Annotated in this window: 22 protein-coding genes and 1 pseudogene; 5 read left to right on the plus strand and 18 right to left on the minus strand. The window is 47.4% G+C overall.

The features are described from left to right. Nucleotides 1–2: 2 nt before the first annotated feature. Nucleotides 3–416, plus strand: a complete 414-nt coding sequence (locus EHQ17_RS15260) for a DUF6157 family protein (RefSeq protein WP_135590522.1) — start codon at nt 3–5, stop codon at nt 414–416. A 13-nt stretch (nt 417–429) separates the two neighbouring features. Here the strand turns inward: EHQ17_RS15260 and EHQ17_RS20210 are convergent. Next, a pseudogene (locus tag EHQ17_RS20210) lies at nt 430–611 on the minus strand (CARDB domain-containing protein); the annotation flags it as partial. A 143-nt stretch (nt 612–754) separates the two neighbouring features. Beyond that, the gene (locus EHQ17_RS15265; RefSeq protein WP_135590521.1) at nt 755–1,906 is read right to left on the minus strand and encodes a DUF1343 domain-containing protein; all 1,152 of its coding nucleotides are present in this window, start codon (nt 1,904–1,906) and stop codon (nt 755–757) included. Nucleotides 1,907–2,067: 161 nt separating this feature from the next. Here EHQ17_RS15265 and EHQ17_RS15270 point away from each other — a divergent pair, with 161 nt between their 5' ends. Next, complete coding sequence (locus EHQ17_RS15270) at nt 2,068–4,593, plus strand: cyclic nucleotide-binding domain-containing protein (RefSeq protein ID WP_135590520.1); 2,526 nt, start codon at nt 2,068–2,070, stop codon at nt 4,591–4,593. Between the two features lie 423 nt (nt 4,594–5,016). Here EHQ17_RS15270 and EHQ17_RS15275 read toward each other — a convergent pair whose 3' ends face one another. Further along, nucleotides 5,017–5,703, minus strand: coding sequence for a hypothetical protein (locus tag EHQ17_RS15275; protein ID WP_135590519.1), 687 nt, complete (start codon nt 5,701–5,703; stop codon nt 5,017–5,019). A 166-nt stretch (nt 5,704–5,869) separates the two neighbouring features. Here EHQ17_RS15275 and EHQ17_RS15280 point away from each other — a divergent pair, with 166 nt between their 5' ends. Beyond that, the gene (locus EHQ17_RS15280) at nt 5,870–6,337 is read left to right on the plus strand and encodes a hypothetical protein (protein ID WP_135590518.1); all 468 of its coding nucleotides are present in this window, start codon (nt 5,870–5,872) and stop codon (nt 6,335–6,337) included. Beyond that, nucleotides 6,334–6,858 (plus strand): hypothetical protein, encoded by a 525-nt coding sequence (locus EHQ17_RS15285; RefSeq protein WP_135590517.1) that lies wholly within the window; start codon nt 6,334–6,336, stop codon nt 6,856–6,858. Before EHQ17_RS15280 ends, EHQ17_RS15285 begins: the two co-directional genes overlap by 4 nt. Nucleotides 6,859–6,909: 51 nt before the next feature. Here the strand turns inward: EHQ17_RS15285 and EHQ17_RS15290 are convergent, their stop codons facing one another. From EHQ17_RS15290 to EHQ17_RS15300, 3 genes are read right to left on the minus strand one after another with little or no spacing between them, the layout of a single operon-like run. Continuing rightward, nucleotides 6,910–7,386 (minus strand): tetratricopeptide repeat protein, encoded by a 477-nt coding sequence (locus tag EHQ17_RS15290; RefSeq protein WP_135590516.1) that lies wholly within the window; start codon nt 7,384–7,386, stop codon nt 6,910–6,912. 36 nt (nt 7,387–7,422) lie between these two features. Next, the gene (gene dxs / locus EHQ17_RS15295; RefSeq protein WP_135590515.1) at nt 7,423–9,327 is read right to left on the minus strand and encodes a 1-deoxy-D-xylulose-5-phosphate synthase; all 1,905 of its coding nucleotides are present in this window, start codon (nt 9,325–9,327) and stop codon (nt 7,423–7,425) included. Between the two features lie 31 nt (nt 9,328–9,358). Beyond that, entirely contained in the window at nt 9,359–11,671 is a 2,313-nt protein-coding gene (locus EHQ17_RS15300) for an adenylate/guanylate cyclase domain-containing protein (RefSeq protein ID WP_135590514.1), read from the minus strand. A 222-nt stretch (nt 11,672–11,893) separates the two neighbouring features. Between EHQ17_RS15300 and EHQ17_RS15305 the strand changes: the two genes are divergently transcribed. Beyond that, nucleotides 11,894–12,292 (plus strand): DUF1564 family protein, encoded by a 399-nt coding sequence (locus EHQ17_RS15305; protein ID WP_342776138.1) that lies wholly within the window; start codon nt 11,894–11,896, stop codon nt 12,290–12,292. A 35-nt stretch (nt 12,293–12,327) separates the two neighbouring features. Here the strand turns inward: EHQ17_RS15305 and trpA are convergent, their stop codons facing one another. From trpA to EHQ17_RS15365, 12 genes are read right to left on the minus strand one after another with little or no spacing between them, the layout of a single operon-like run. Then, nucleotides 12,328–13,122 (minus strand): tryptophan synthase subunit alpha, encoded by a 795-nt coding sequence (gene trpA, locus EHQ17_RS15310; protein WP_135590512.1) that lies wholly within the window; start codon nt 13,120–13,122, stop codon nt 12,328–12,330. After that, nucleotides 13,119–14,327, minus strand: coding sequence for a tryptophan synthase subunit beta (gene trpB, locus EHQ17_RS15315; RefSeq protein ID WP_135590511.1), 1,209 nt, complete (start codon nt 14,325–14,327; stop codon nt 13,119–13,121). The genes trpA and trpB overlap by 4 nt, the downstream gene beginning before the upstream one ends. Nucleotide 14,328: 1 nt before the next feature. After that, nucleotides 14,329–16,059 (minus strand): proline--tRNA ligase, encoded by a 1,731-nt coding sequence (locus EHQ17_RS15320; protein WP_135590510.1) that lies wholly within the window; start codon nt 16,057–16,059, stop codon nt 14,329–14,331. A 5-nt stretch (nt 16,060–16,064) separates the two neighbouring features. Continuing rightward, the gene (locus EHQ17_RS15325; protein WP_135590509.1) at nt 16,065–17,792 is read right to left on the minus strand and encodes a site-2 protease family protein; all 1,728 of its coding nucleotides are present in this window, start codon (nt 17,790–17,792) and stop codon (nt 16,065–16,067) included. Next, nucleotides 17,786–18,955: a 1-deoxy-D-xylulose-5-phosphate reductoisomerase gene (gene dxr, locus EHQ17_RS15330; protein WP_135590508.1), complete on the minus strand. Its 1,170-nt coding sequence runs from the start codon at nt 18,953–18,955 to the stop codon at nt 17,786–17,788. The genes EHQ17_RS15325 and dxr overlap by 7 nt, the downstream gene beginning before the upstream one ends. A gap of 5 nt (nt 18,956–18,960) precedes the next feature. Beyond that, the gene (locus EHQ17_RS15335) at nt 18,961–19,875 is read right to left on the minus strand and encodes a phosphatidate cytidylyltransferase (RefSeq protein ID WP_135590507.1); all 915 of its coding nucleotides are present in this window, start codon (nt 19,873–19,875) and stop codon (nt 18,961–18,963) included. Continuing rightward, on the minus strand, nt 19,868–20,548 hold the full coding sequence (locus tag EHQ17_RS15340) for an isoprenyl transferase (protein WP_246057582.1): 681 nt from the start codon (nt 20,546–20,548) through the stop codon (nt 19,868–19,870). The genes EHQ17_RS15335 and EHQ17_RS15340 overlap by 8 nt, the downstream gene beginning before the upstream one ends. 46 nt (nt 20,549–20,594) lie before the next feature. Then, on the minus strand, nt 20,595–21,149 hold the full coding sequence (frr, locus tag EHQ17_RS15345; RefSeq protein WP_135590505.1) for a ribosome recycling factor: 555 nt from the start codon (nt 21,147–21,149) through the stop codon (nt 20,595–20,597). Next, nucleotides 21,139–21,885: a UMP kinase gene (pyrH, locus tag EHQ17_RS15350; protein WP_135590504.1), complete on the minus strand. Its 747-nt coding sequence runs from the start codon at nt 21,883–21,885 to the stop codon at nt 21,139–21,141. The genes frr and pyrH overlap by 11 nt, the downstream gene beginning before the upstream one ends. Before the next feature lie 3 nt (nt 21,886–21,888). Next, nucleotides 21,889–22,485, minus strand: coding sequence for a translation elongation factor Ts (tsf, locus tag EHQ17_RS15355; protein WP_135590503.1), 597 nt, complete (start codon nt 22,483–22,485; stop codon nt 21,889–21,891). A 13-nt stretch (nt 22,486–22,498) separates the two neighbouring features. Next, the gene (gene rpsB, locus EHQ17_RS15360; RefSeq protein WP_135590502.1) at nt 22,499–23,392 is read right to left on the minus strand and encodes a 30S ribosomal protein S2; all 894 of its coding nucleotides are present in this window, start codon (nt 23,390–23,392) and stop codon (nt 22,499–22,501) included. Nucleotides 23,393–23,395: 3 nt separating this feature from the next. Beyond that, complete coding sequence (locus EHQ17_RS15365) at nt 23,396–23,656, minus strand: hypothetical protein (RefSeq protein ID WP_020774594.1); 261 nt, start codon at nt 23,654–23,656, stop codon at nt 23,396–23,398. Between the last annotated feature and the right edge of the window lie 5 nt (nt 23,657–23,661).

Raw genomic sequence — 23,661 nt, forward strand, 5'->3', positions numbered from 1 at the left:
AAATGAAAACTCATACAACCAATTATCTGAATACGTTCATAGAAATCGCGGAAGATTGTCCCGCAGTGTCGGGAGAAATCCCTCCTCTTAAGGGAGAAAACAAAACCGTCGCCAATCTTCAGTTCGACATGGTCAAGAATCATCCGTATCGATTCACTTCCGATGACGTTTTGTTCGAGGTCTTTGCGATCCGAAATGATATTAAAAAAGAAGAATATACTTCGGAAAGGGAGCGCTTTTTTTCCAAAGGACAACCTTGTTTCCGGGCTTCTCCCCTTACAAAACGTTACGGTTGGGGAGTTCACAGCGATGCGGAAGGGAAGATCGCGGTTTACGGATGTGAATCCGCGGAATACAAAAAGTTCTCGCGGGACAAAAAACTGAAAGTAATCCGAGCGATGAGATCGGGTAAATAAAACGTATCTACCGTTCTCGGACTAAAATCCGGAAGGTGACCGAAACGGTTTGTCCTGGTTCTATCGTTTGTAAGCCGACACCGTTGCCCCACACCACGTTTCCGATTCCCGATCCTCTCCTCGCGTATCAAGCGCATTCAAGAGGCGGACGTGTAAGATTCCAGGGTCGGATGTTTTACCGATATTCTTCACTTCTGGGGAATCAACGCCGCGTTTATACGAACTTCCGATAGCAACCGCGAAACCGGGAACAAAGTGGAATCAGCGTGGCGTTTATACGAACTTCCGATAGCAACCGCGAAACCGAAATCCCACTTTGCGTCCCTATTCTCCGAGAATTAGAATTTTCTTATCGACCGTCTGCTTTTTTTGCGCCACGAGGCCTCCGCTTCTTGCAAATATTCGAATACAATCGAATCCGAATATTCTCCGTTGAGATAATCCAAAAGAATCCGATCCCCGACTAGAAGTTCGATTGCGGGACGATCGGATCGGAATTCGTAAGCGCCGTCCCGATACGCGAACTCGTTCGGATATTCCTCGCGCAACATGCGGATGAACTTTAAGGTAAAATACAATGCGTGGAACTTCTCCGGTTTTCGCAATAGAATCTGATACCCGCCGCACACGAGATCCTTATGTTTATGAAACGTAGGAACGAACTTAAGAGGTCGCAGGACGAACACGTCCTTTTGCAAGCGCTCCAACTCCTTTCGAAATTTTTCCTTCCGCTCGTCCACATACGGCGCTCCGAAAATTTCGAACGGGCGAGTCGTTCCTCTTCCTTCCGAAAGGTTGGTTCCTTCCAAAAGACATTGACCGGAATAAACGTAGCAGGTGGATCGAAACGGAATGTTGGGCGAAGGAGGAATCCAGGAAAATTCTCCGTTTTCATCCCGGTACCATCCTTTGCGGATCGTTTTCAAATTCACGTTGATCGAAAATTCTTCCACGTAATACGACAACAATTCCCCCGGAGTCAGACCGTGTCTGTGCAAAACTCCGCGCACTCCGACGAAGGATTCGAACTCTTTTTGTAAGGGAGTTCCCTCGACTTTTCTTCCCGCGGGGTTGGAGGAATCGATCACAAGCACGGAAATTTCCTGTTTCCCGGAGGAATTCCATTTTCCGATTTCCTCCAAAAAATAATACGCAGTGGTCAAAAACGTATAATACCTAGCACCCGTGTCTCGTATATCCACGAGAATGAGATCCAATCCTTCCAAAGAAACCGCATCCGGTACGAGACTCGATTCGTGATCACCGTAGAGATTGACGAACTCCACTCCTTCCCAATCGTAACGCAAACCGGATCCGGAAACCTGATCCTGCAATTCCGCAAAAAGGCCGTGTTCGGGCAGAAAGATCTTTTTGAGATCGTATCGTTTGCGGATCGTTTGAAAATGATATTCTCCGTTCGGTCCGAACGCGCTTTGATTCGTGATCATCCCGATCCTGGCTTTGCGAAGGAGAGTTTCGATTTGTTTCATCCTTCCGGTATCGTTTTTGCGTCGCGTTCGAAGTCAAGTGCAACGAAATCCCCGTTGTGTTTCGGATGGAGGAAGGGTTTTTTACCCCGCGCGTGAAAAAAAGAGTTTTCCGTAGGGAAGATAGATAGTTTCTTTTTCATTTAACCTTCGATAAACAAAGTATGGCATTCGATCCCTCAGTCCCGCAACAACAAGCCCAAGCCCCCGCAGGCAGCGTCCTATTTCCGGAAGGTTCGCCCGCGAATACCCTCAACGTGCTTCACAGCGGGACGGTGCGTTATCTCACCGAAATTTCCGGTGGAAGAAAATTGGAACTTTTCAAAATCAACGGAGCCAATCTGACTCCCGGATCGATGGCCTTATTTACCGGAGGAAGATATCCGTTTCAACTCCAGGCGGAAGATGCGTGTGTGATTTCGACGTACGCGATGAATCGGGATACCATCGGCAAAAGCGTAGGTTCTCGCGTTTCCCTGGGTTTGATGGTGGCCCGAACTCTTTTGAAGGAAATCACCGAACTTTTCAAAAAAGCGAATCAAATCCGAAAGATCACTTCCGAAATCGAAAAGGTAAACGACAATCTTTCCATTCTTTATTATCAATTCAATCCGAACGTTTTTCCGGATATCAAACCCGGTTCTCCGATCCCGGAAGTCTCCTCGGACGTGGTCGATCCCGTTATGCGTCTTTGTAGAGAGAATTTGAAATTATTCTTTGACAACGGAGGCATACTTCCGGACAGACCGAGTCCTCAATTTATGGAGGAGGAACACGAATCCCAACTGACTCGTTTGTATCCCGAGGAAATCGATTTCCAAGACGGAGAATTCTCTTTCATTCGAAAGTTGGTGATTCAGGATCCGAAAATTCTGAATGCGCTTTTCACCGCGGATCCTACGATGTTGGCCTATGTTTGCGGTAAGTTGGCCGGCGTTCTGGAGCAGATTTCCGGAATTCTCAAGACGCTTCTTTCCGATTTGGACGACGCGTTTCGTCTTTTTTTCGTTGGGGAAAGCAGCCTCGTCGAAAAATTCTATCTCATTCTGGACATCACCGCTTCGGGATACGGAACTTCCCCTACGGAATTCGTAGTTCCCGTGTTAGGCGCCGTTGCAGGAAAGATAGAAAAATACAAAAACGGTCATCAAACCCTTTTCGGAGTTCCGGTAGCCGGTATTTCTCCGAACACGAACGCATTTCAATCCAAAGCGACCGCGCTTTCTAAAAAGATGGAGGAATCTTCTCCTAAAACCGCGGCTCCGTCCTCTTCTTCCGTGGCGGCGGGAGTTGACATCGCGGCGATTCGAAAGGAGTTGGACAATTCCGCTTCCGTGATCATTCAGTTCTCCGGTCTTGATGCGGAGCGCGTAAAGGAATTTTCCGCATTGATGGTAAAGGTGAAGAGCCTAAAAAACCCTCTCGATCCGGAAGGGGATATCCGTAAGGTACGAAGGACTCTCGGACGTCATTACTGGGACATGTATCAGTCCTGTTATATGAAATACATGCATTCGAACCGGAACGTTCCGAAAGCGGTCGATCTCATGTTGAAATACGGTTTTTTCGACGAAAGTCTGGTGGACGATTCCCAGCTCGCGTTTATGTATTCGTTCAAGGAGACGATGAATTCCGTTACGGATATTCCGATTTCTCTCGGAACCGAATGGTTGGAGAGAGTTTATAAACGCGAAGTGCCTACGTCTCTGGACGAAATGGGTCAGAACTTTTTCGAAAAGGTCAAACTCGAAAATAGAAACATCAATATCAAAAAAGAATCCGATATCCCACCGGAATTGGACAATCCCGAAACCAGATTGAAGTTCGAATTCGCGTCGTTATACGAGGCCAATGTCCGACTAACTTCGGGAAGTCCTGCCACTCACTTTCCTATCCTGACCAAGTTTCACAGTCAGATGGCGATCGATAAGGCCTACGTTTCAAAAAAAATGCTTTCCGACGTCGTTCACGATTTGATGGGAATCGATTATTCCGTTTTTCATCGGGAAGTCATCTACAACAACAACGAACTGGGAATCACCAAGGAATTCATTCAAAAATGTGTGATCCCCGATTTTATCATCGTTCCTTCGATCGGAACGAAGGTGATGATGTGGCAGGATCTTTCCGTTCATAGAGGTTCCGGTTCGAAAGAAAGTCCGGGGCGGATCGTGATTCCGATTTTGGCACAAGGCGATTTGAAGACGATGATTACGGACGCGTTAGCCGCCTTTCGCTGGGAACTTACGAAATCCATTCTCGGCGCGGAATGGAATAACGTCGGCAATCCCTCGATTACCGCGGATTACACCGATTACATTCAATTTTTTAAGAAGAACAAGGATCTCTCGATCGAGATCAAGGAAAAACTGGCGAGCGACTTCAAAAGATTCCGTAACGATCGGGACATTTTTTCGAACGACTATCAACTCTGGATGAAATACGAATCGGACGGAGTACAACGTCTGAACAAGGTCGTTCGGGGAATTTTTTACAGACATATTCCCTTTAGCAGAGCGATCCGCGAAAAAGTGGCGAAAACGCCGGCGTTCGCTGAGATTCACAATCGTTTCATCAATATTAGAAATCGTAAATATACCGAATTGGAAAACCGATATAAAAAATACATCAACGCGCTGGGTTCGTTACCCGATCCTCTGCGGGACAATCTGGAATTTTATCGGGTTTGATAGAATCGGCAGATTTGACTTTTTCGCTGTTTTTCCAGCGCTAAAATTCGGTCGTAATCGGAATGGCAACATTCGATTCTTTTTTTTCGAGCGCGGAGGAGATTGGTTTCCGCTTTCTTCGGTGCGGCGCGTTTTTTTCCTCTGTTGGTTCCTTTTTCCTCTTTCCATGTTCATTTTTAGTTCTAAGGTTTTTTTGTGTCGGCTGGATTGTGTAGATCGCGTCCGGTCGAGATTCGATTGTACGAAGGATTTTTTTGTTTTAGCGGAATTTGTGTGAGTTCCCACACAACTTTGTCGGAAAAACAATAGAACAAACGGGCCGTTTATCCAACCGCCGAAACGCAAAATGGCCCTTCCCGCTTTTTCGCGGGAGTTCCCGCAACGATTTGTCGGAAAAATTACGCGGGAACTCCCGCGAAAAAATCAAATCTCTTCCAAAAGATACGGACGCGTATATTCTCGAATGATTTCCACTACGAAACGACCCCAACTTTTCGGATCGTGCTGCGAAATTTCGACCTGTTTGATCTTTGGAAAATAAGGATGCGGTTTGAAAAGACTGTGAGAGAGTTCGATGGAACGAAGATAGTTATCCACGCGTTTCACACGAACGAAATTGAGGAGTTCCGACTGAACCTGAGCCTGAGGAATATAACCGATGATAATCAACTTCGGAAAAAGGGATTTTTTCAAAAGATTGATGAATTCGCCGAAACTATCGACACGATCGATGAAACCTTCGTAGGCGCCGCCTCCGAGATTCATAATTTGAGTGACGATGTCCATCGTAAACGAAACCCCTTCGGCGGAAGTCATGTCCGAAATGATCACAATCCCTTCGTCCGGCTGAAAGGTTTTAAACATCTGACTGCCCTTGAAATGTCTTCGTAAAAGTTTAGCCGCCGAAATATCGATTTCCGCCGCTTTTGCCAGCAAAGGTTTGCCGTTGTTGTCGAGAACCGGTTCCCTCGTAATGAGATATCTCTTTTTCGCCGCGTTTTGGTTCATCACTCGAAACGCTTTGACCTTTTCCTCGATTTCATCCAAGGAACAATAACCGATCTTTAATACGTTCTCTCTTGAACGTTTCTCTAATTCTGTATCTTCCATCTGAAAGTTGTAGGGACGCGCGACTCGTTTTGAGGAGATCCGAACTATTTACCCTTATCCCGTTTTATCATAACATCTAATTGATTGAGAACAACTCCGTTCTTCCGTCGAGGAAAACGAAGATTAAAACACTTGCGTCAGAATTCGGTTTTTTCTGAATGGAATTATGATTCCGCGGACAGAAAAATCTGCAAAATTTCGCATCTTTTTACGGATTGCGAAGATTGTTTCGGTACTGATTCTTCTTTCCACTCTTTTTTCTTGCGAGTCCGTAGAATTTATCCCGGAAACCGCTCTCCGAGAAGAATTCGGTTTTTCTCATAAAAGCGCCTGGACTGAAATCGAAATCAGAAACACTTCCCCGCAAAAACCGTACCGCACCTATGGTAAAATTGTGATCCGTACGTTTTCCAACGGTCCTGTTCCGGAACATATCATTGTCGAACTCAAAAAAGAATTGTTTGCCAATCATATGGACGGAGTCGTATTTACCGGAAAAGGAATCGTAAACGTGGCTCCCATTCTAATACAAAGTGGAAACGGGGACGGAAACACGGTCTCCATCGGATACGTAAACAACGAAATGGGAGTCGTCGAAGGGGTCGCATATCGGTACAAGGACAATTTCCGATGAAATCCTCTTCCGAAAAAAAGAACGTCTCTCCTCGAAAATTCGACAGCGAAATCATTGTGGATGCACAGGATCGCTGGATCTTTCGCGGAAATCGTATCGACCAAAAGGAAGTTCTTTCCTACTTCCGCAAAAATTTAAAGGAGGACGAGTCGGGAGTATATATAGACAACCGATTCGGGGATCTTGCCGAAAACGGCTACGTCAGAATCCAAGGTTATCCGATTCACCTAACAGCATGTATACTTTCGAGCGAAACGTTATACTTTCTTTCCGAGTCGGACGAATCTTTTCCGCTGGAATTGTTGGATTTTGCTCTCGACGAAAACGGATGTCTGTTCGCCCGTATTCGCGATAAAAAGAAGATCAAATTCAGACTCGATCGAAATTGTCTTTCCGATCTAAGTCCCTTTCTCGAAGAAACGAGCGAAGGCGTCGAGATCCGTTTCGGCGAAACGACCGTTCCTATATTCGAATCGGGAGAATCTCCGGAAGTGCCGCTTCCTGCCGCGTTTCACGATTGAGCGTTTCGTTTTCGCTTCCGGGTCGCGGCAGATTTTCTTACACTAAGCGGTCTAAATGGCGGAACCGAGTTCTTCCCGCAGACGTTTGGCTTCTTCGAAGTCCGGTTTGATTTGAATCGCTCGATGTAGATATTGTAAGGACCGTTCCGGACGATTCCAGATCTTATACAGCGTTGCAAGATTATACAAAGAGATATGAGGCGCGTCGTTGAGGTCGCACCGAAGCGATTTTTTTAGCCAAAACACCGCATCGGTTTCCTTGCCCGCTCTCAAAAGTATGATTCCGATTTCGTTGCAGGGATTTCCGTAGTTCGGATTGATTTCCACGGACTTGTAAAAATGCAACAGACCTTTTTCCGGCTTTCCCTTCTGATTCTCCATCAAACCCAAAAAGAAATAGGCTTCGTGACTTTCCTCGTTTTCTAAAGAAAGTTTGAAAAGATATTCGGCTCTATCGGAATCACCCGATTTGTAAAAGAATTTCGCCGCTTCTAAAAAATCAGAAGGAGTAAAGTTTTCCAATTCCATAACCCGTTTTTTACTTTGATTTTCGGTTTGGAACGTTCAAGGCTTGATCAAGTTTTTTTTTAATACGTCCGCGATGTTGGCCGCGACGGATTTTCCGTCCAAACCGTAGGCTTCGAAGATCTCTTTTCGTTCCCCGTGATGAATCGGTTCCGGCGGAAATCCGAACGTGCGAACGTATTTGGATAGATGTTCCTGCCCGATCCGATTCAACAAATATCCGGACGCGCCCGCGTCTATGTAACTTTCATCTAAAATCACAAACGAACGAACCTGCGACAGTTCCGAATTCAAATCGTCGATCGACAACGGCCTGAGCCAGACCAAATCGATCAACGTTACGCTAAAGCCCGCGCTCTGCAGAATTTGAGTCGCCTTCTTCGCCTCCTCCAACATCGATCCGATCGACAAAAGAGCGACGTCCGCGCCTTTTTGGAGAATCCGAAACGTACCGGGTTTCATTTCCGCCGGTTTGTGAAAATCCAATTCGTTTACGTTCGTGTTCGCTTTCGGAAATCGGATCGCGATCGGTCCTCGGTCGTATCCTTCCATAAATCGAATCGAATCTATAAGATCCTGCCCGTTCGAAGGAACGAATACGTCCATATTCGGTAGCCCCAACAGATATCCTAAATCGAACAAACCTTGGTGCGTTTCTCCGTCCGGTCCCACACAACCCGCACGATCGATGATAAAACGTACGGGAAGATTCATCAGAGAAACATCCTCGACGAGCTGATCCATACCTCTCGTCAAAAAAGTCGAATAAATGCACATATACGGAACGATATTTCCGCTTGTCATCGCTCCCGCAAACGCTACCGAATGTTGTTCCGCGATTCCCACATCGAATAAATGTTCCGGAAATTTCTCCGCGTATTCCTTGAGTCCGCTTCCTTCGATCATCGCCGGTGTGATTGCCGCGATCCGTTTGTTTTTTTCAGTGAGAATGGACAACATTCTTCCGACGATCTTGCTATACGCGATTTTCGAGGAATCCCCGCTGTCCATCGCGCCGTCCTCTTTTCGGAAAGGTGTAACACCGTGATACTTGATCGGATCCTTTTCCGCAGGATCGTATCCCTTTCCTTTTTGTGTGATCAAATGAAGTAGGATCGGTCCTTTCATCTTCTTCACTTTTTCGAGCATTTTGACGAGACGAAGTACGTCATGTCCGTCCTCGGGTCCGATATAACCGAATCCCAAATCCTCGAACAACCCGCCCGGAGTCATCACGTCCTTAAATCCCTTTTCCACTCGTTTGAAAAAACGCTCCATCGCAGGTCCGACGAGCGGCAACCACTTTAAGAAAGTATAAAATATCCGTTTCCAGTGGTTGTAGAAATGGGACGTAATGATGTTGTTCAGATAATTGGAGATGGATCCTACGTTCTTAGAGATGGACATGAAGTTGTCGTTCAAAATCACGATCATGTTCTTCTTGAGATGTCCGGCGTGGTTCATCGCCTCCAACGCCATTCCCGTGGCAATGGAAGCGTCTCCTATGATGGCGACCACGTTGTAATCGTCCCCCATCAAATCCCTGGCGGCAGCTTCGCCTAACGCCTGTGATATGGACGTTCCCGCATGACCGGTGTTATAGAGATCATACTGGGATTCCTCCCGTTTCGGAAAACCGGAGAGACCGTTGAATTTCCGCACAGTGTTCAACCGATCCTTTCTACCGGTCAGTATTTTGTGCGGATAGGTCTGATGACCCACGTCCCAAATCAATCGATCTTTCGGGGTATCAAAAACGTAATGAAGAGCTACCGTGAGTTCCACGACTCCCAGATTGCTCGCGAAATGTCCGCCCACTCCGGAAAGAGTGTCGATGATATAATTTCTCACCTCTTTACATACCTCGGGAAGTTTTTCCAGAGGTATGTTTCTGAGATCGGCCGGATAATGAATATGATCCAGCAGAGTTGATTCTTCTTGCATGAAAACTTTCTATTCTAATTTGATCCTGTTCTCAGCCCGCTTGCAAAGGTTTTCTTAATAGTTTCAGGTCATCCTCGTTTACCAAATCCAAAAGTTCATAGATCCGGACCGGTTGGGTTTTTCCTTTCACTTTGATCAGATCCAATTCTCTTGCAATAACCCGATCCTTTACCTTTTCATACGTATATTCCGAGATGATAATATGGGTTCCGTACTCCTTGTTCGTTCCTTCCAGTCGCGAACCGAGGTTGATCGTATCCCCCATACAGGTATAATCCATCCTGTGGGAACTCCCCATGTTTCCTACGACCGCAGGTCCGGAATTGAGTCCGATTCCGATATCCATCTGAGGGAGATCCAAGCTCTTCCACTCTTCCTTAAGAGTCGCCAACCGTCTCATCTGCGCCAAACCGGCGGCACATCCGTAATACGCATGATCTTCGAGAGGTACAGGCGCCCCCCAAAATGCCATGATCGCATCACCCATGTATTTATCAATCGTTCCCTTGAATTCAATGATGATCTCGGTCATCTCGGAAAGATATTGATTCAAGAATTGAACCAGCTCCTCCGGTCCCATTTTTTCGGACATGGTCGTAAATCCGCGGATATCCGAAAAGAAGATCGTAATATCACGTTTGGAACCTCCCAAATTCAAGTTCTCAGGATTTTTGAGAAGTTCGTCCACCACGTCCTTGGATACGAATTTGGAGAACGTGCTTCGGATGTATTTTACGTTTTCTTCTTCCGTTAAAATCCGAAAGCCGATGAGTCCGATGAATATGAACAACTGCTCCAACAATACCGTTGGATACAAATGCACCAAATTGAGCTCGGAGAAATTGACCAATGTCCCCACAGAATACACCAAGGCCACCGCTAAGAAAAACAGGAACGCAAGCCAAGTCTTCAATCTAGGCTGAACGAATCCCGCCAACAATCCGATGGAAATCAGAATCAGAAATTCTCCCCACAACGGCAATTCGAATAGAAAATCCTGATTCAAGATCGTATTGATCGCCGCCGCGTGATGTTCGATTCCGGACATATCGCCGAACGGCGACAAGTGCGTATCCTTCGCGGCTCCGGCTCCCGTAGCATAATACATCGCTACGAGAAAAATCGTATTCTGAAATTGTGATGCAGTCTCCTCGTTCCATTCCGTCGCCGCCTCGAAGATTTCATGGGCACGAAACGAATACAACCCGCCCGGAAAATTGATCTGCATCTGACCGTCCTCGTCGATCGGAATCGTCACCTCGCGGGTTTCGTTCGGACGATTCATGATATCCTTCGTTTCCATCTTGAGACTTTTACGATTAAAATTCGTTAGGGTCTTCTGCGGGATATTCTTGATCTTTACGTGTTTTCCCATTACGACTTCCACGTCGCGTTTTACGTCCACTCCGAAATAATTACAAGCGATGATCAAATCGATGGAAGGATAATATTCCGTCTCGCGCAAAGGCCCTGCGTTGAGGAGTTTCGCTACCAAAGGCATTCTGCGATTGAGACCACTTTCGTCTTTTTTAATATTCGCGAATCCTAATCCGGATGCCTTACCCGCCACCGGTTCGATCGGCGGCTGAGGAAACTTCAACCAGACCGTCCCCGTTTCTCCCGGATCTTGTACGTTTTCCAGTTTGAACTTTCTCAGGACCTCAATCCGTTTGTCCAGATTCAAAATAGAACTTTTGGATTCCAGACTCGTCTCCATCGGGTAGTCAAACATTACCTGCGGATTTTTTCCCAACGCTTCGGCCATTTCTTCCGTTTGTCCAGGTTTGTAATCCACGAAGAAAATATCGAACATCAGTTGGTTGGATGTGTTTTTGAATATGTCTATTATATTTGCATAATATTTCCAAGGCAATGGCCAACGTCCTTGGAGTTTTTCTAAAGAAGTCGTTGTGATTCCTATGATCTGGATATCCTGCCTCGCCCCGGGAGGAGGATTGTATCTCGTATATTCGATCGTCCCTTCCTCGGATTCCTTTTCGCTTTTGTTGATCCCCCCTCTCAAGAGAGTGAATCTCCAAGACACGGAAGATTCCTCCAAATCCGCAAGCGGAGTGAATATCTGATAGAGAAAAAACATTACGAGCGATACTACGATCGCCAACCATACGCTCCCCGATTTTTGTTTATCCGCAGTGACCGACGAAATGAACCTATAGATCGGATACGCGGATAACAAAAGTGCGAAAAATCCTCCGATCAATAATTCGGTCAGTTGCGTGATTTTCGGGAAAAACGCAGTGATCGATATCGATACGATCCCCGCGAACCCCAATACTAAAAATACGATGTTGAAGGGAGTGATTTTATTCTTTGTCTCGCTCATTGCGTTCCTCCGTCGGAGATCGGGGAACAGTATCCAATCGCTTCAAGATTCGTCAATATTTTACAGGGACTTAGCTCCGTTCTTGTGCCCTCTAGTTCACTTTTTCTCATTTTTTGTTCCGCTCGGCTTTGTTCCGGAACCGTTCTCGTTATGAGATACCATGTTCTGAAATCCGGATTTCATCTCTGTAAAGTGCGTTCTAAAGGAAATCTTTGTTCTTTTTTGATACCGGAGGAACTGGTGGCGCAGTTTAGACTTCGTCCGAAACTGCTCCGTAAAACCCTGCACGATCTTTTGTCTCAGTGGGATGAAGCTTTGATTCGAAAGCGTTTTTTGGGAAAAAGATCTGTTTATGCTAAGTATCAGGAAAAGGATCTCAACTTACAGAAGATGAATTTCCGTCCTTTTGAGAAAGATTGGTGTAAATTGGGGATTTTGGCTTGGGGATTGGGAATATCGAGATGCCTTTTGTTTTCTTTGCTATTGTCATGGAGCCGGACGAGCAAAACTTCTAGGAAAATCAATGGAGCTCCAACAATATTGCATCTTACAAGAGAATACTCCTGTAACAAAAAACTTCTCAAAAGCCAAATCACCCTTAGAAGAGCCCATCCGCACTGACCCGAGCTCCCCGTTTTCCCCATTCACTCCCGCACTCATCGCATCGCGGAACGAATCCCGGATGCGAACGCCAAAAGTGCGCTCGCACACAAATCGCGATCACTCCCCTTTTCTTCGATGATTTTCTGGACCGCGGAACCGATAATCACCCCGTCCGCGTACTCCGAAATCGTCCGAGCCTGGTCCACGGAGGAAATACCGAAGCCGGCACAAACGGGAAGACCGACCTGATTTCGAACAGAACGGATTCTATCTTCAAGACCGTCGGCAAGAGCGCGACGTTCTCCCGTCACACCGTAGGAAGTAACGTAATAGATAAAACCGGAGGCCAAAGATTTCATGGAACGAATCCGAACTTCCGTCGTGGCGGGAGTCACGAGATGGATGAAATCGATTTTTCTTTTTTTCAACTGGGAAAAAAACTCCTCCGCTTCAGGAGTATCATACGGAAGATCCGGAATGATCAAACCTTGGATACCGGAGTTCTTAGCCGTTTCCGCAAAGGCTTCAAGTCCCATAGAATACAACGGATTAAAATACGTAAGATAAACGAGAGGAGTTTGCGGATGAAGTTTATGAATCTCCGCGGTGATTTCGAGAATCTTCTTCATCGAAAACGGATGCGACAAGGCGCGTTTGAAAGCCTTCTGGATGACGGGTCCGTCCGCGACAGGGTCGGTAAACGGAATCCCTAATTCCAAAATTCCTGCGCCGCCGCGAATGAGCGCGTCCGCCCAGACCACTGAGGATTCGTAATCCGGATCACCCAGAGAAATGTAAGGAATAAAAACGCTCTTATCGGAGGAGAAAGCGGAAGAGATCGAGTTCAAGAAAATTCTCCTTTTCTAAGTCTGGCAACTTCGGCGACGTCCTTGTCTCCTCTTCCTGACAAACAGATCAAAAGATTCTCCTTTTTACCCATGGACTTAGCGAGATCCTTGGCGAAACGGAATGCATGCGCTGTTTCCAAAGCGGGAATGATCCCTTCCACACGGCAGACTTCTAAAAAGGCGTCTAACGCGTCTTCGTCTCCAACGTTCGCATACGTAACTCGACCGCTTTTATGAAAGTACGCGTGTTCGGGTCCGACCCCGGGATAGTCGAGTCCGGCTGAAACCGAATGAGCAGGAACGATCTGTCCGAACTCGTCCTGAATCACCAGGGTTTTCGTACCGTGTAAAAAACCGGTTCTGCCAAAACGAATCGTGGCGGAATGTGATCCCGGCTCCGAAGAAAAACCGCCCGCTTCCACACCGTAGAGTTTCACTTTTTTATCTTTGATAAAACCGTAAAACATTCCGATCGCGTTCGAACCTCCGCCAACACAAGCGACAACGGCGTTCGGAAGGCTGCCGTTCTCTTTTTTGAATTGTTTTCTGGATTCGATACCGATCACGGATTGAAAATCGCGGACGATCGTCGGGAAGGGATGAGGTCCGATCGAAGAGCCCACGATATAATGTGTATTAGAAACATTTAATGCCCAATCTCTCATCGCTTCACTGGTCGCGTCTTTAAGGGTCGCAGTTCCGCTCGAAACTCCGACCACCTTGGCCCCCATCATTCTCATACGGATCGCGTTGAGTTCCTGACGACGAAGATCCTCGTCGCCCATATAAACGACGGTTTCCATCTTGAACATAGCGCCGACGGTGGCTGTGGCGACCCCGTGCTGACCGGCTCCGGTTTCGGCGATGATTCTCGATTTACCCATCGTCTTTGCGATCAAAACCTGACCGATCGTATTATTGATCTTATGCGCGCCGGTGTGATTCAAGTCTTCGCGTTTCAGCCAAATTTTAGCTCCACCCCAAGCCTTCGTCAGACGTTCGGCGAAGGTCAACGGAGAGGGACGACCGATGTAATTCTTACGATAGTATTCGAGTTCCTTTTTGAACCGTTTATTCTTCTTTAATTTTTTGTAGGTCGTTTCCAGTTCCACGAGAGCGTCGTGTAGAATTTCGGGAGCGTATCTTCCTCCGAATTCCCCGAAATAACCTTCCTTATCGAAATGATTCCCGGTTTCCTTTCCCATATCACACCAAACCCTCCGAAAGTTCCTGACGAAGGGCCTCGATCCTCGCGACTAAATTCTCGAAACCGGAGAAAGCGAAAAATTCTTCCTTATCTGCTCTGCGGTTATAAAGGGAAACTTCCCCGTTCTCGAAGAATTTTTTTCCTACGGTAACCCTGATCGGAAATCCCACGAGTTCGGAATCCTTCAATTTAAAACCCGGCCCGAGATCCCGATCGTCCCAGAAAACTTCCAAGTTTTCGTTCTTTAGAACATTATAAAATTCTTCAGCTTTCGAGTATTGTTCCGCGCCTTTCGTGATACTCACCAAAACGATCTCGAACGGAGCGATGCTGATCGGCCAAAAGATCCCTTTGTCGTCGTTGCACTGCTCGATCACGGTCGCCATAGTTCGGTTGATCCCGATTCCGTAACAGCCCATCGTCGGCGTTCTCGATTTACCGTTCTGGTCGAGGACGGAAATACCGAAGGCTTTCGTATATTTTTCGCCGAGTTTGAAGATATGACCGACCTCGATTCCTTTTTCGGCCTTTAAAGGAGAATTACAATTCGGACAAAGATCGCCTTCCCTTGCTAATGCGACATCGGCGAATTCGGGTAAAACAGAAATTTCCTTTTCCAAAATAAACCCTTGGACGTGGAGATCCGGCTTTCCCGCGCCGACCACATACGGAAAATCCTTTTGAAGCGAACGATCGAATAAAACCTTGATCTTATCGTTAGGCGCCATAGGAGCGATAAATCCCGGAACGAGCCCGAGTTCCTTCATCTCCGAATCGGCCATCGGTTCCGAATCCGCGATACGCAAAAGAGAATGTAGCTTGTGAACGTTGAGATCCAAATCACCTCGTAAAAAGACGAGGATGTTTTTTTTCTCCGAACGTAAAGCGACAGCCTTGATCGTTTCTTCTGCGGAAATTCCCAAAAGAGAACACACTTCTTCGATCGACTTTTTGCCGGGTGTGGAAACTTCCCTACGTTCGGGAAAGGAGGAAGGCGCTTTTTTCGCGGATAAAATCGAAGGTGTTTTTTCGCTGTTGGAACTGTATCCGCAAGCATTACATAAAAGTAATGTTTCTTCCCCGATCGGAGAAACCACCATAAATTCCTCGGAAGCGGAGCCGCCCATACTTCCCGAATCCGCCTGAACCGGAATCGTTTTTAGACCGCAGCGATCGAAAATTCTCCGGTAGGCAGCCCGCATGGATTGGTAGGACTCGTCGAGAGAAACGTCGTCCAAGTTGAAAGAATATGCATCTTTCATAATAAACTCCCTCGAACGAATGACGCCGAAACGGGGTCGGATTTCGTCGCGGAATTTGGTGTGGATCTGATAGACGTTGATCGGAAGATCCTTATAGGATTTCAGAATCGGTTTGATCAGATAGCTGAATGATTCTTCGTGAGTGGGACCGAGCGCATAGGAAAGATCGTGTCTGTCTTTGACACGGAACATCTCCTTTCCCATCGCCGTCCATCGTCCGCTCTGTTCCCAAAAATCGGAAGGGGTCAGGATCGGCAGTTCGCATTCCAGAGCGCCCGTATCGTTCATTTCTTCCCGGACGATCTGTTCTATTTTTTTGAGGATGCGCAGCCCCATCGGCAGGAAAAAATAAAGACCGGCCGAGGACTTGCGGACCAAACCGGCGCGAATCATCAATCGATGGGACGCGACTACCGCGTCCGCCGGATTTTCTTTTTCTGTAGGAAGGATATATTTCGATGCTTTCATGCGTTTTAGAAAATTCGCATTACATCGTTGAAGGTGACGTAGAGTCCGAGCCCGAGAAGGAATAAAAATCCGATTCGAAAAATGGACTCGATCACTTTTCCGGGAAGAGGTCTTCCGGTGATCGCTTCATACGCATACAATACGATATGTCCACCGTCCGCCATCGGAATGGGAAGTAAATTCATAATCATCAATGCGATCGAGATCCTAGCGACGAATTCCAAATACGTGGCCCAACCGATTTCCAAACTGATCCCCGCATAAGAAACGATCCCCACCGGACCGGACAAACTGTCCTTAACCGAAAGGATTCCGGAGAACAACATACCGATCCCTTTCAGGGTCGTTTCCACGTTTTCGTAAACGTCCTTACCCGCGACCGCGAACGATTCCAAAAATCCCAAATTCCTTTGCATCGGCTCGGGGTTGAATTTCATATTGGGACGAAATCCGAGCAGACCGATCGGCCGGATCTTGGGCTCGGCGAGAAGACGCAGATTTCCCATATCCACGGTTACCGTTTTTCCGTCGGCGGCTTTGACGTAGGCGAGAAGTTCCTCGAAACTCGGAAACGTTTTTCCGTCCACCGCCAGGTTGAGAAGTTTTTGACCGAGTTCTGGATCGTAACTGGCGAACTGAAACGTTTCCAACCCCAACTCGGGGAATTTCTGATCTCTAATATTCTTAAATTCTAATATATTTGCCCCGAGCACCGGTATTTCCACAGAGACGGTTTCCGTAGACCATGGATTCACCAAGGGATAGGTTTTGCGGTCTGCCACGATCGTCACTTTTTCGTTCGGATGTTCTCCGAGAATTTTCTGAAGTTCGCCGACCGTGGAAACGGATTTTCCGTTCACGCTTTGGATCACGTCGCCGTCGTTCAGGTAACTCAAAGCCCTGGAACGCAGGAGGTTTTCCTTTTCTTCCTTTTCCTTTTCAAGAAGAACCTCGGCGGGGATATCCCTTCCTTCCACCGCTTTTTTCAGACGTTCCTGATAATAATTTTCCGCCTCGTGCGATTTGTCCAAACGGGAGGATAACCAATGTTGAAATTGTTCGGAATAACTGAAAGACGCCACCACCCTTCTTTCTCCGAAAGGCTCCACTCCGATCGTGGGAATTCCCGAGGAACGTTTCGGGTTGTAGACGATACGGGGCATAACGTTCCATTCCATCGGCTTACCGTCTCTGTCTCCCGTGATCCTGAGCGCGTTTCCCGAGGACAAACCGACGTTAGTCACTATGTCTTCGAACTTTTCGGTCGGAGTCCCTTCTATCGAGAGGATCCGGTCCCCCGTCCGGAGACCGGATTGAAACGCGGCAGAAAATTCCTGATCGGCCGGATCGATGAAAATCCTATTACCCGGAGGATTGTGCCCGAGAAAATTCAAAATCAATAATATTCCAAAACCTAAGAATAGGTTGAATAACGGACCGCCGAGAACGGGAACCATCCGTTTGAGGGGAGGAGTCGAAAGAAGTTCTCCCGGTTCTCCTTTGATCTCTCCGCCGTAGTCGTCTCCTTTAAAAAGGACGTAACCGCCCACGGGAATCGCGGTGATTTGATAGGTGGTTTCTCCTACCTTTTTTTTCCAAACCCCTCTTCCGTATCCGATCGAAAAAATCCTTGCCTGAACGCCGACGAGCCAACCGCAAAGAAGATGTCCCAATTCGTGGATAAAAATAGAAATCGCCAACATGAATACGGCGCCTAATACCATGATCAACATGAGGATACAACCTTCCTTATTTTGAAATTTCGGACGGTTTCGCGGGCGATCCGATCCGCTTCCTCGTACCCTTCCAGGGACGAAGGACTTTCGATCGGAATTTCGTCTAACGCGGCCGAGATATAATCCGGAATTTCCGCGAAACGGATTCGATCTTTTAAAAACAAATCAACGGCGGCTTCGTTGGCGGCGTTAAAAATGCAAGGAGCCGTACCCCCCGCTTTTCCCGCTTCGAACGCCAACTTTAAACCGGGAAAACGGACGAGATCCGGCTCCCGAAACTCCAACTTTCCCCAATCTTTCGCGGAATAAGACCGAAGATTTTTCGGAACCGGTTCCGGATAAAAAAGAGAATGTGCGATCGGAAAAATCATATCGGGATAAGAAGCGTATACGAACGAAGCTCCGTCCTTGAGTTCGACAATCCCGTGGGCGACGCTCTGCGGATGGATCACAACTCCGATCTTTTCGTACGGAACTCCGAATAGAAAATGGGCTTCGATGACTTCGAGACCCTTGTTGATCATCCCGTTGGAATCGACCGTGATCTTCGGTCCCATGTTCCAAGTCGGATGATGAAGCGCCTGTTCCTTTGTGACGTGCGCGAGCTGCTCTACGGAAAAATCGCGGAACGAACCTCCCGACGCCGTGAGAATGATTTTTTCCAGTGCGTTTTTGTTTACGGATTCGAGAAGTTGAAAAAGGGCGTTGTGTTCCGAATCGACCGGAACCACCGTCGTCTTGTGTTTTGCGATCAGTGAATTGATGAGGGGTCCCGATGTGACTAACGTTTCTTTATTAGCGATTCCTAATCTTTTTCCCGCGGTGATCGCGGCGATCGTAGGTCGCAAACCGACCGAACCGACGATGGCGGTGATCACGATCCCTACTTCCGGCTGGCGCACGATTTCGGAAAGACCCGATTCTCCGTACAGGATTTGTGTTTTGCCGATTTTATTTCCGAGGACGGACTTGTCCGCGTTCGTGTCGCTTACGCAGATAAAGTCGGGTGAAAATTCCTTTTGAATCGAGAGAGCCTTATCTAGATTCGAATGAACACTGAACGAATGAAGTTTGAATTCCTCCGGGAAAGCGCGTAGAACTTTCAGAGTCGATTCCCCAACGGAACCGGACGCGCCCAGAAGACAAACGTAAGTCGCCATACAGGTTAGACTTGGAACCCGAGATTCCCCTTGATTTGGAGATAATAATATAAAACGGGAATGGTGATCAAAAGGGCGTCGGCGAGATCGAGCATTCCGCCGTGACCCGGAATCAGAGAACCGGAATCTTTGATCTTGGCGTCCCGTTTCATCGCGGATTCCAGGAGATCTCCGATCACACTCACGAGGGAAAGAATCGCGGAAATTAAAAACACTTCCCAACCTCGTACGGAGGCGGAGGTTCCTGTCGTGTTTTCCCAAATCAGGTTGAAAAGAAACACGGAAGCGATCGCGGTGACGATTCCAGTCGCGTATCCTTCCCAGGTTTTTTTAGGAGAAATAGCGAGACCGGCCGGATGTCTTCCGAACCATCTTCCTCCGAAATACGCTCCTGCATCGGTGAGAAACGTAATCACGGATACGAGAATGATGTAATAGATTCCCTGTCCCATCCCGAGAAGAAGCAACAAATGACCGAGAGGAACCGCGGTGTAAAACACTCCGAGAAACGTCGAAGCCACGGAAAAGATGGCTCCGTCTAACGGGCGTCTGGTGATCTGCAGAGTAAACGTTACGATAAACAGAAGTAGAAACGCGGCGGGAACCGGATCGAACGGAGGAATGAAATATCGGATGTATTGTTGAAAAAACAACGGAGCTTCGAACTTATTCTGGGCGCCGATAAAACGGAAATAATAAAACGAAAGAATGAGGAACATAAAAAAAGTTCCGGTGCCGCGAAACGGCCTTCCGTCCTCTCCTCGATCGGAAAGATTATAGAATTCCTTGATCCCGATATAACCGCCCGCGAGTAAAACGAGATACGTCTGCAGATAATAAAAACCCGCATAGAATATCATAAAAAGATAAATTACTACGAGCACCGCAGCGGAAGCGAGTCTTTTGGAAGTTTCACCCATTCGTAAGTCCTCCGAATTTTCGGGTCCTGGTTCCGTACCAATTGAGGGAATCCACCAGGGAAGTTTTATCGAAATCGGGCCAGAGTGTATCCGTAAAATACAACTCCGCGTATGCGGATTGCCAAAGCAGAAAATTCGAAAGTCTTTGTTCTCCGGCCGTTCTGATCAGTAAATCTACGGGAGGAAGAGCGGACGTATATAAAAATTTTTCGAGTTCCTTCTCTTTCAGAGGCTTTTCGAACGGAACCTTTTCCCGTTTTCTGCGTAAAAACGCCTCTTGGGCCGCGCGGAGAAGTTCGTCTCGGGAACCGTAGTTCAGACAAAAATTGACCGTTAGATTTTTATTCTTCTGGGTCGTTTCCACGGCGGAATCGATCTTGTCCAACACTCCCCGCGTCAGACGTTTTCGGCTTCCCGAGTGAAGAATCCGAATTCCCCTCGTATGGATCGTATCCAAACGGGTGTCTATGAATTCCACGAGAAGATTGAAAATGGCGCGGATTTCGGTGATCGGACGTTTCCAATTCTCCGTGGAAAACGCGTATAAGGAAATATTTTTTAGACCCTGTTCGAGACTCGCGTCCATCAAACGATCGATGGCGTTCGCGCCTTCCCGATGACCGTCGGATCTGGATTTTCCTCGAGCAGTAGCCCATCGACCGTTACCGTCCATGATTACGGCGATATGTTTGGGAAGATGGGACTCGAACAAGCCCACGTTAGATCGTAGTGATTTCCTTTTCCTTCTCTGCGGTCAGAGCGGAAATTTTTTCCACATAAGAATCCGTGATCTTTTGGATCTGATCCTGAACGGTTTGAATCTCGTCTTTAGACATACCTTCGGTGTGTTTTTTGAGGTCTTCCATCGCATCCCTGCGGATGTTACGGATCGCGACTTTCTTTTCTTCGGACTTTGACTTTACGACTTTTGCAAGTTCCTTGCGTCGTTCTCCGGTAAGTTCCGGAATGATGATTCGGATCACCACACCGTCGTTAGACGGTTGAAGTCCGAGCCCCGAAGCCTGGATCGCTTTTTCGATGTCCTTCATGATTCCCTTATCGTACGGAGAAATCACGAGCATTCTCGGTTCGGGAACGGAGATATTTCCGAGCTGATTGATCGGAGTTAAGGTTCCGTAATAATCCACGCGGATATCTTCCACGAGCGATGGATTCGCACGTCCCGTACGAATCGTCCCGAAATCCTTTTTCACCAAGTCGATGGTTTTATCCATCTTGGTCTTCATGCTGGAGATGATTTCTTCACTTGCCATCGATTTGAATGTCCTCCGAGTTAGAGATCAGGGTTCCGATGTTGGTTCCGGTAATCAGGTCTTTGAGATTGCCCCGTTTGAAAATATCGAAAACGATAATCGACATATTGTTTTCCATACACAAACTGAGAGCGGTGGAATCCATCACCTTCAATCTGCGATTGATCGATTCCATAAACGAAATCTGAGAATAACGTTTTGCGGCGTTGTCTTTTTTAGGATCGGCGGTATAAACGCCGTCCACTTTCGTCGCTTTGAGAATCACGTCGCAACCCACTTCCACGGCTCTAAGACTTGCGGTCGTATCGGTGGTGAAGTAAGGGTTACCGGTTCCGCCGGCAAAAATTACGATTCTTCTTTTTTCGAGGTGACGAACCGCGCGACGGCGAATATAACTTTCGGCGATGGAATTGATTTCGATCGCGGATTGAACTCTTGTATAGAGTCCTTTTTTTTCGCAGGCGTCTTGGAGCGCGAGGGCGTTTTGAATGGTCGCGAGCATTCCCATATAATCCGCGGTCGCACGGTCGATTCCGGCTTTTGCGAGATTGGTCCCGCGGATGATGTTTCCGCCTCCGACCACGAGAGCGATTTCCACTCCCAAGTCGTGAACTTCTTTGATTTCTTCCGCGAGAGAATGGGCCTTGTTGGTATCGATCCCGAATTCTCCCTCACCGGCGAGAGCCTCACCGGAGAGTTTAATTAGAATTCTCTTATACTTCGCTTCCGTTCCCAAAACTTAGAGTCCACCCACCTGAAAGCGGACGAAACGGGCGATGGTGATGTTCTCGCCGAATTTCGAGATCGCTTCCTTAACCAGATCGTCGATGGTTTTGGAATCGTCTTTGAAGAATGCCTGGTTTACGAGGCAGGCTTCCGAAACGTATTTTTTGATTTTTCCGGGAAGGATCTTATCGATCTGCTCCGCTTTTTTGCCTTCGGCTTCGAGCTGAGCTTTCATAATTCCTTTTTCCCGTTCCAGATCGGCTGCAGGAATCGATTCCTCGTTGAGATACAAAGGATTCATCGCGGCGATCTGCATACAGATTTCTTTTCCAAGAGCTTCGAAGTCTTCGTTTTTGGAAACGAAGTCGGTTTCGGAATTCAGTTCGACGAGAACTCCGATCTTTCCGTTCCCGTGGATGTAGGAAACGACACGGCCTTCTTTGGTTTCTCTTCCCGCTTTTTTAGCGGCTTTGGCGATCCCTTTTTCACGGAGCCAAGTGATCGCTTTTTCGATATCCGCGTTGTTTTCTTCGAGAGCCTTTTTGCAGTCCATCATTCCTGCGCTGGTTCTCTCTCTGAGTTCTCTGATTAAGTCTGTGGTTACTGCCATTGCTAAGAATCCCTTACTCGTTTTTATCCACTTCTACCGTGGTGCTGGCCGCTGCTTCTCCCGCCGTTTTGGCCGCAGCCTCTTCGGCCGCAGCTTTCGCTTTTTTAGCGTCCGCGTCTTCGTCCATGATGAACTTACCGCTTTCATCGTATTCACCTTGGTATTCCAGGGCCAGAGCTTCGGAATCGAGGTCTTCGCTGAATCTCGGTTGCTCCACGACTCCGCCCGTTCCTTCGATGACGGCGTTGGACATGGTTTCGAGGAAAAGGGAAATTGCACGGATGGCGTCGTCGTTGCCCGGAATCGGATAGTCGATCAGTTCCGGATCGCAGTTGGTATCAACGACCGCGAAGATCGTAAGACCGAGTTTGCGCGCTTCTTTCACGGCGATCTCTTCTTTTTTGGGATCGATCACGAACATAATTTCCGGAATGGTAGCCATGTCCTTGATTCCGCCGAGGGTTTTACGGAGTTTTTCCAACTCTCTTCTCAGGGTAAGAACTTCTTTTTTAGTTTTTACTTCTTTTTCGAAGCTGTTGTCCGCTTCCATACCTTCGAGTTTTTTCAGACGAGCGATACTTCTTTTTACGGTGTTCCAGTTCGTAAGAAGTCCGCCCGGCCAGCGGTTGTTGATAAAGAACATATTGGAGCGGATCGCTTCGCGTTCGATCGCGCCTCTCGCTTGTTTTTTTGTTCCTACAAAAAGGACCTTTTTTCCATCGGCGGTCAATTTTTTGAGCGCGTCATACGCCTCTTTGGCCTTTTGGACGGTCTTTTGAAGATCGATGATGTGAATTCCGTTTCTTGCCGTAAAAACGTACGGCGCCATTTTCGGATTCCATTTACGGGTCTGGTGACCGAAGTGTACTCCGGTTTCCAGAAGGTTTTTCATTGAGATCACTGACATGGTTTACCCCTTTTTTAGTACGAAATACAACGTCGCTACGAGTCCCATGAGACTGGCAGGGGTAAATTGTATTTCGACCTTGATTACGTAGAGTTCAAATTTGATTGCTTCTCGGAGCAGGTAGGAAGAGAAAAAAGAAACGCCCGTTAGGCGATCGAGAATGACTCCCGTCACGGCTCCTGCGAAAAAACCGAGGAGCAGAATGAGGGCGATTTTGCCAATCTCAGCCCTGTCCGTAGGCTTTTTCGGGTTAGCAGGTACCACTTTTT

This window comes from Leptospira gomenensis (assembly GCF_004770155.1).
Lineage (GTDB): Bacteria > Spirochaetota > Leptospiria > Leptospirales > Leptospiraceae > Leptospira > Leptospira gomenensis.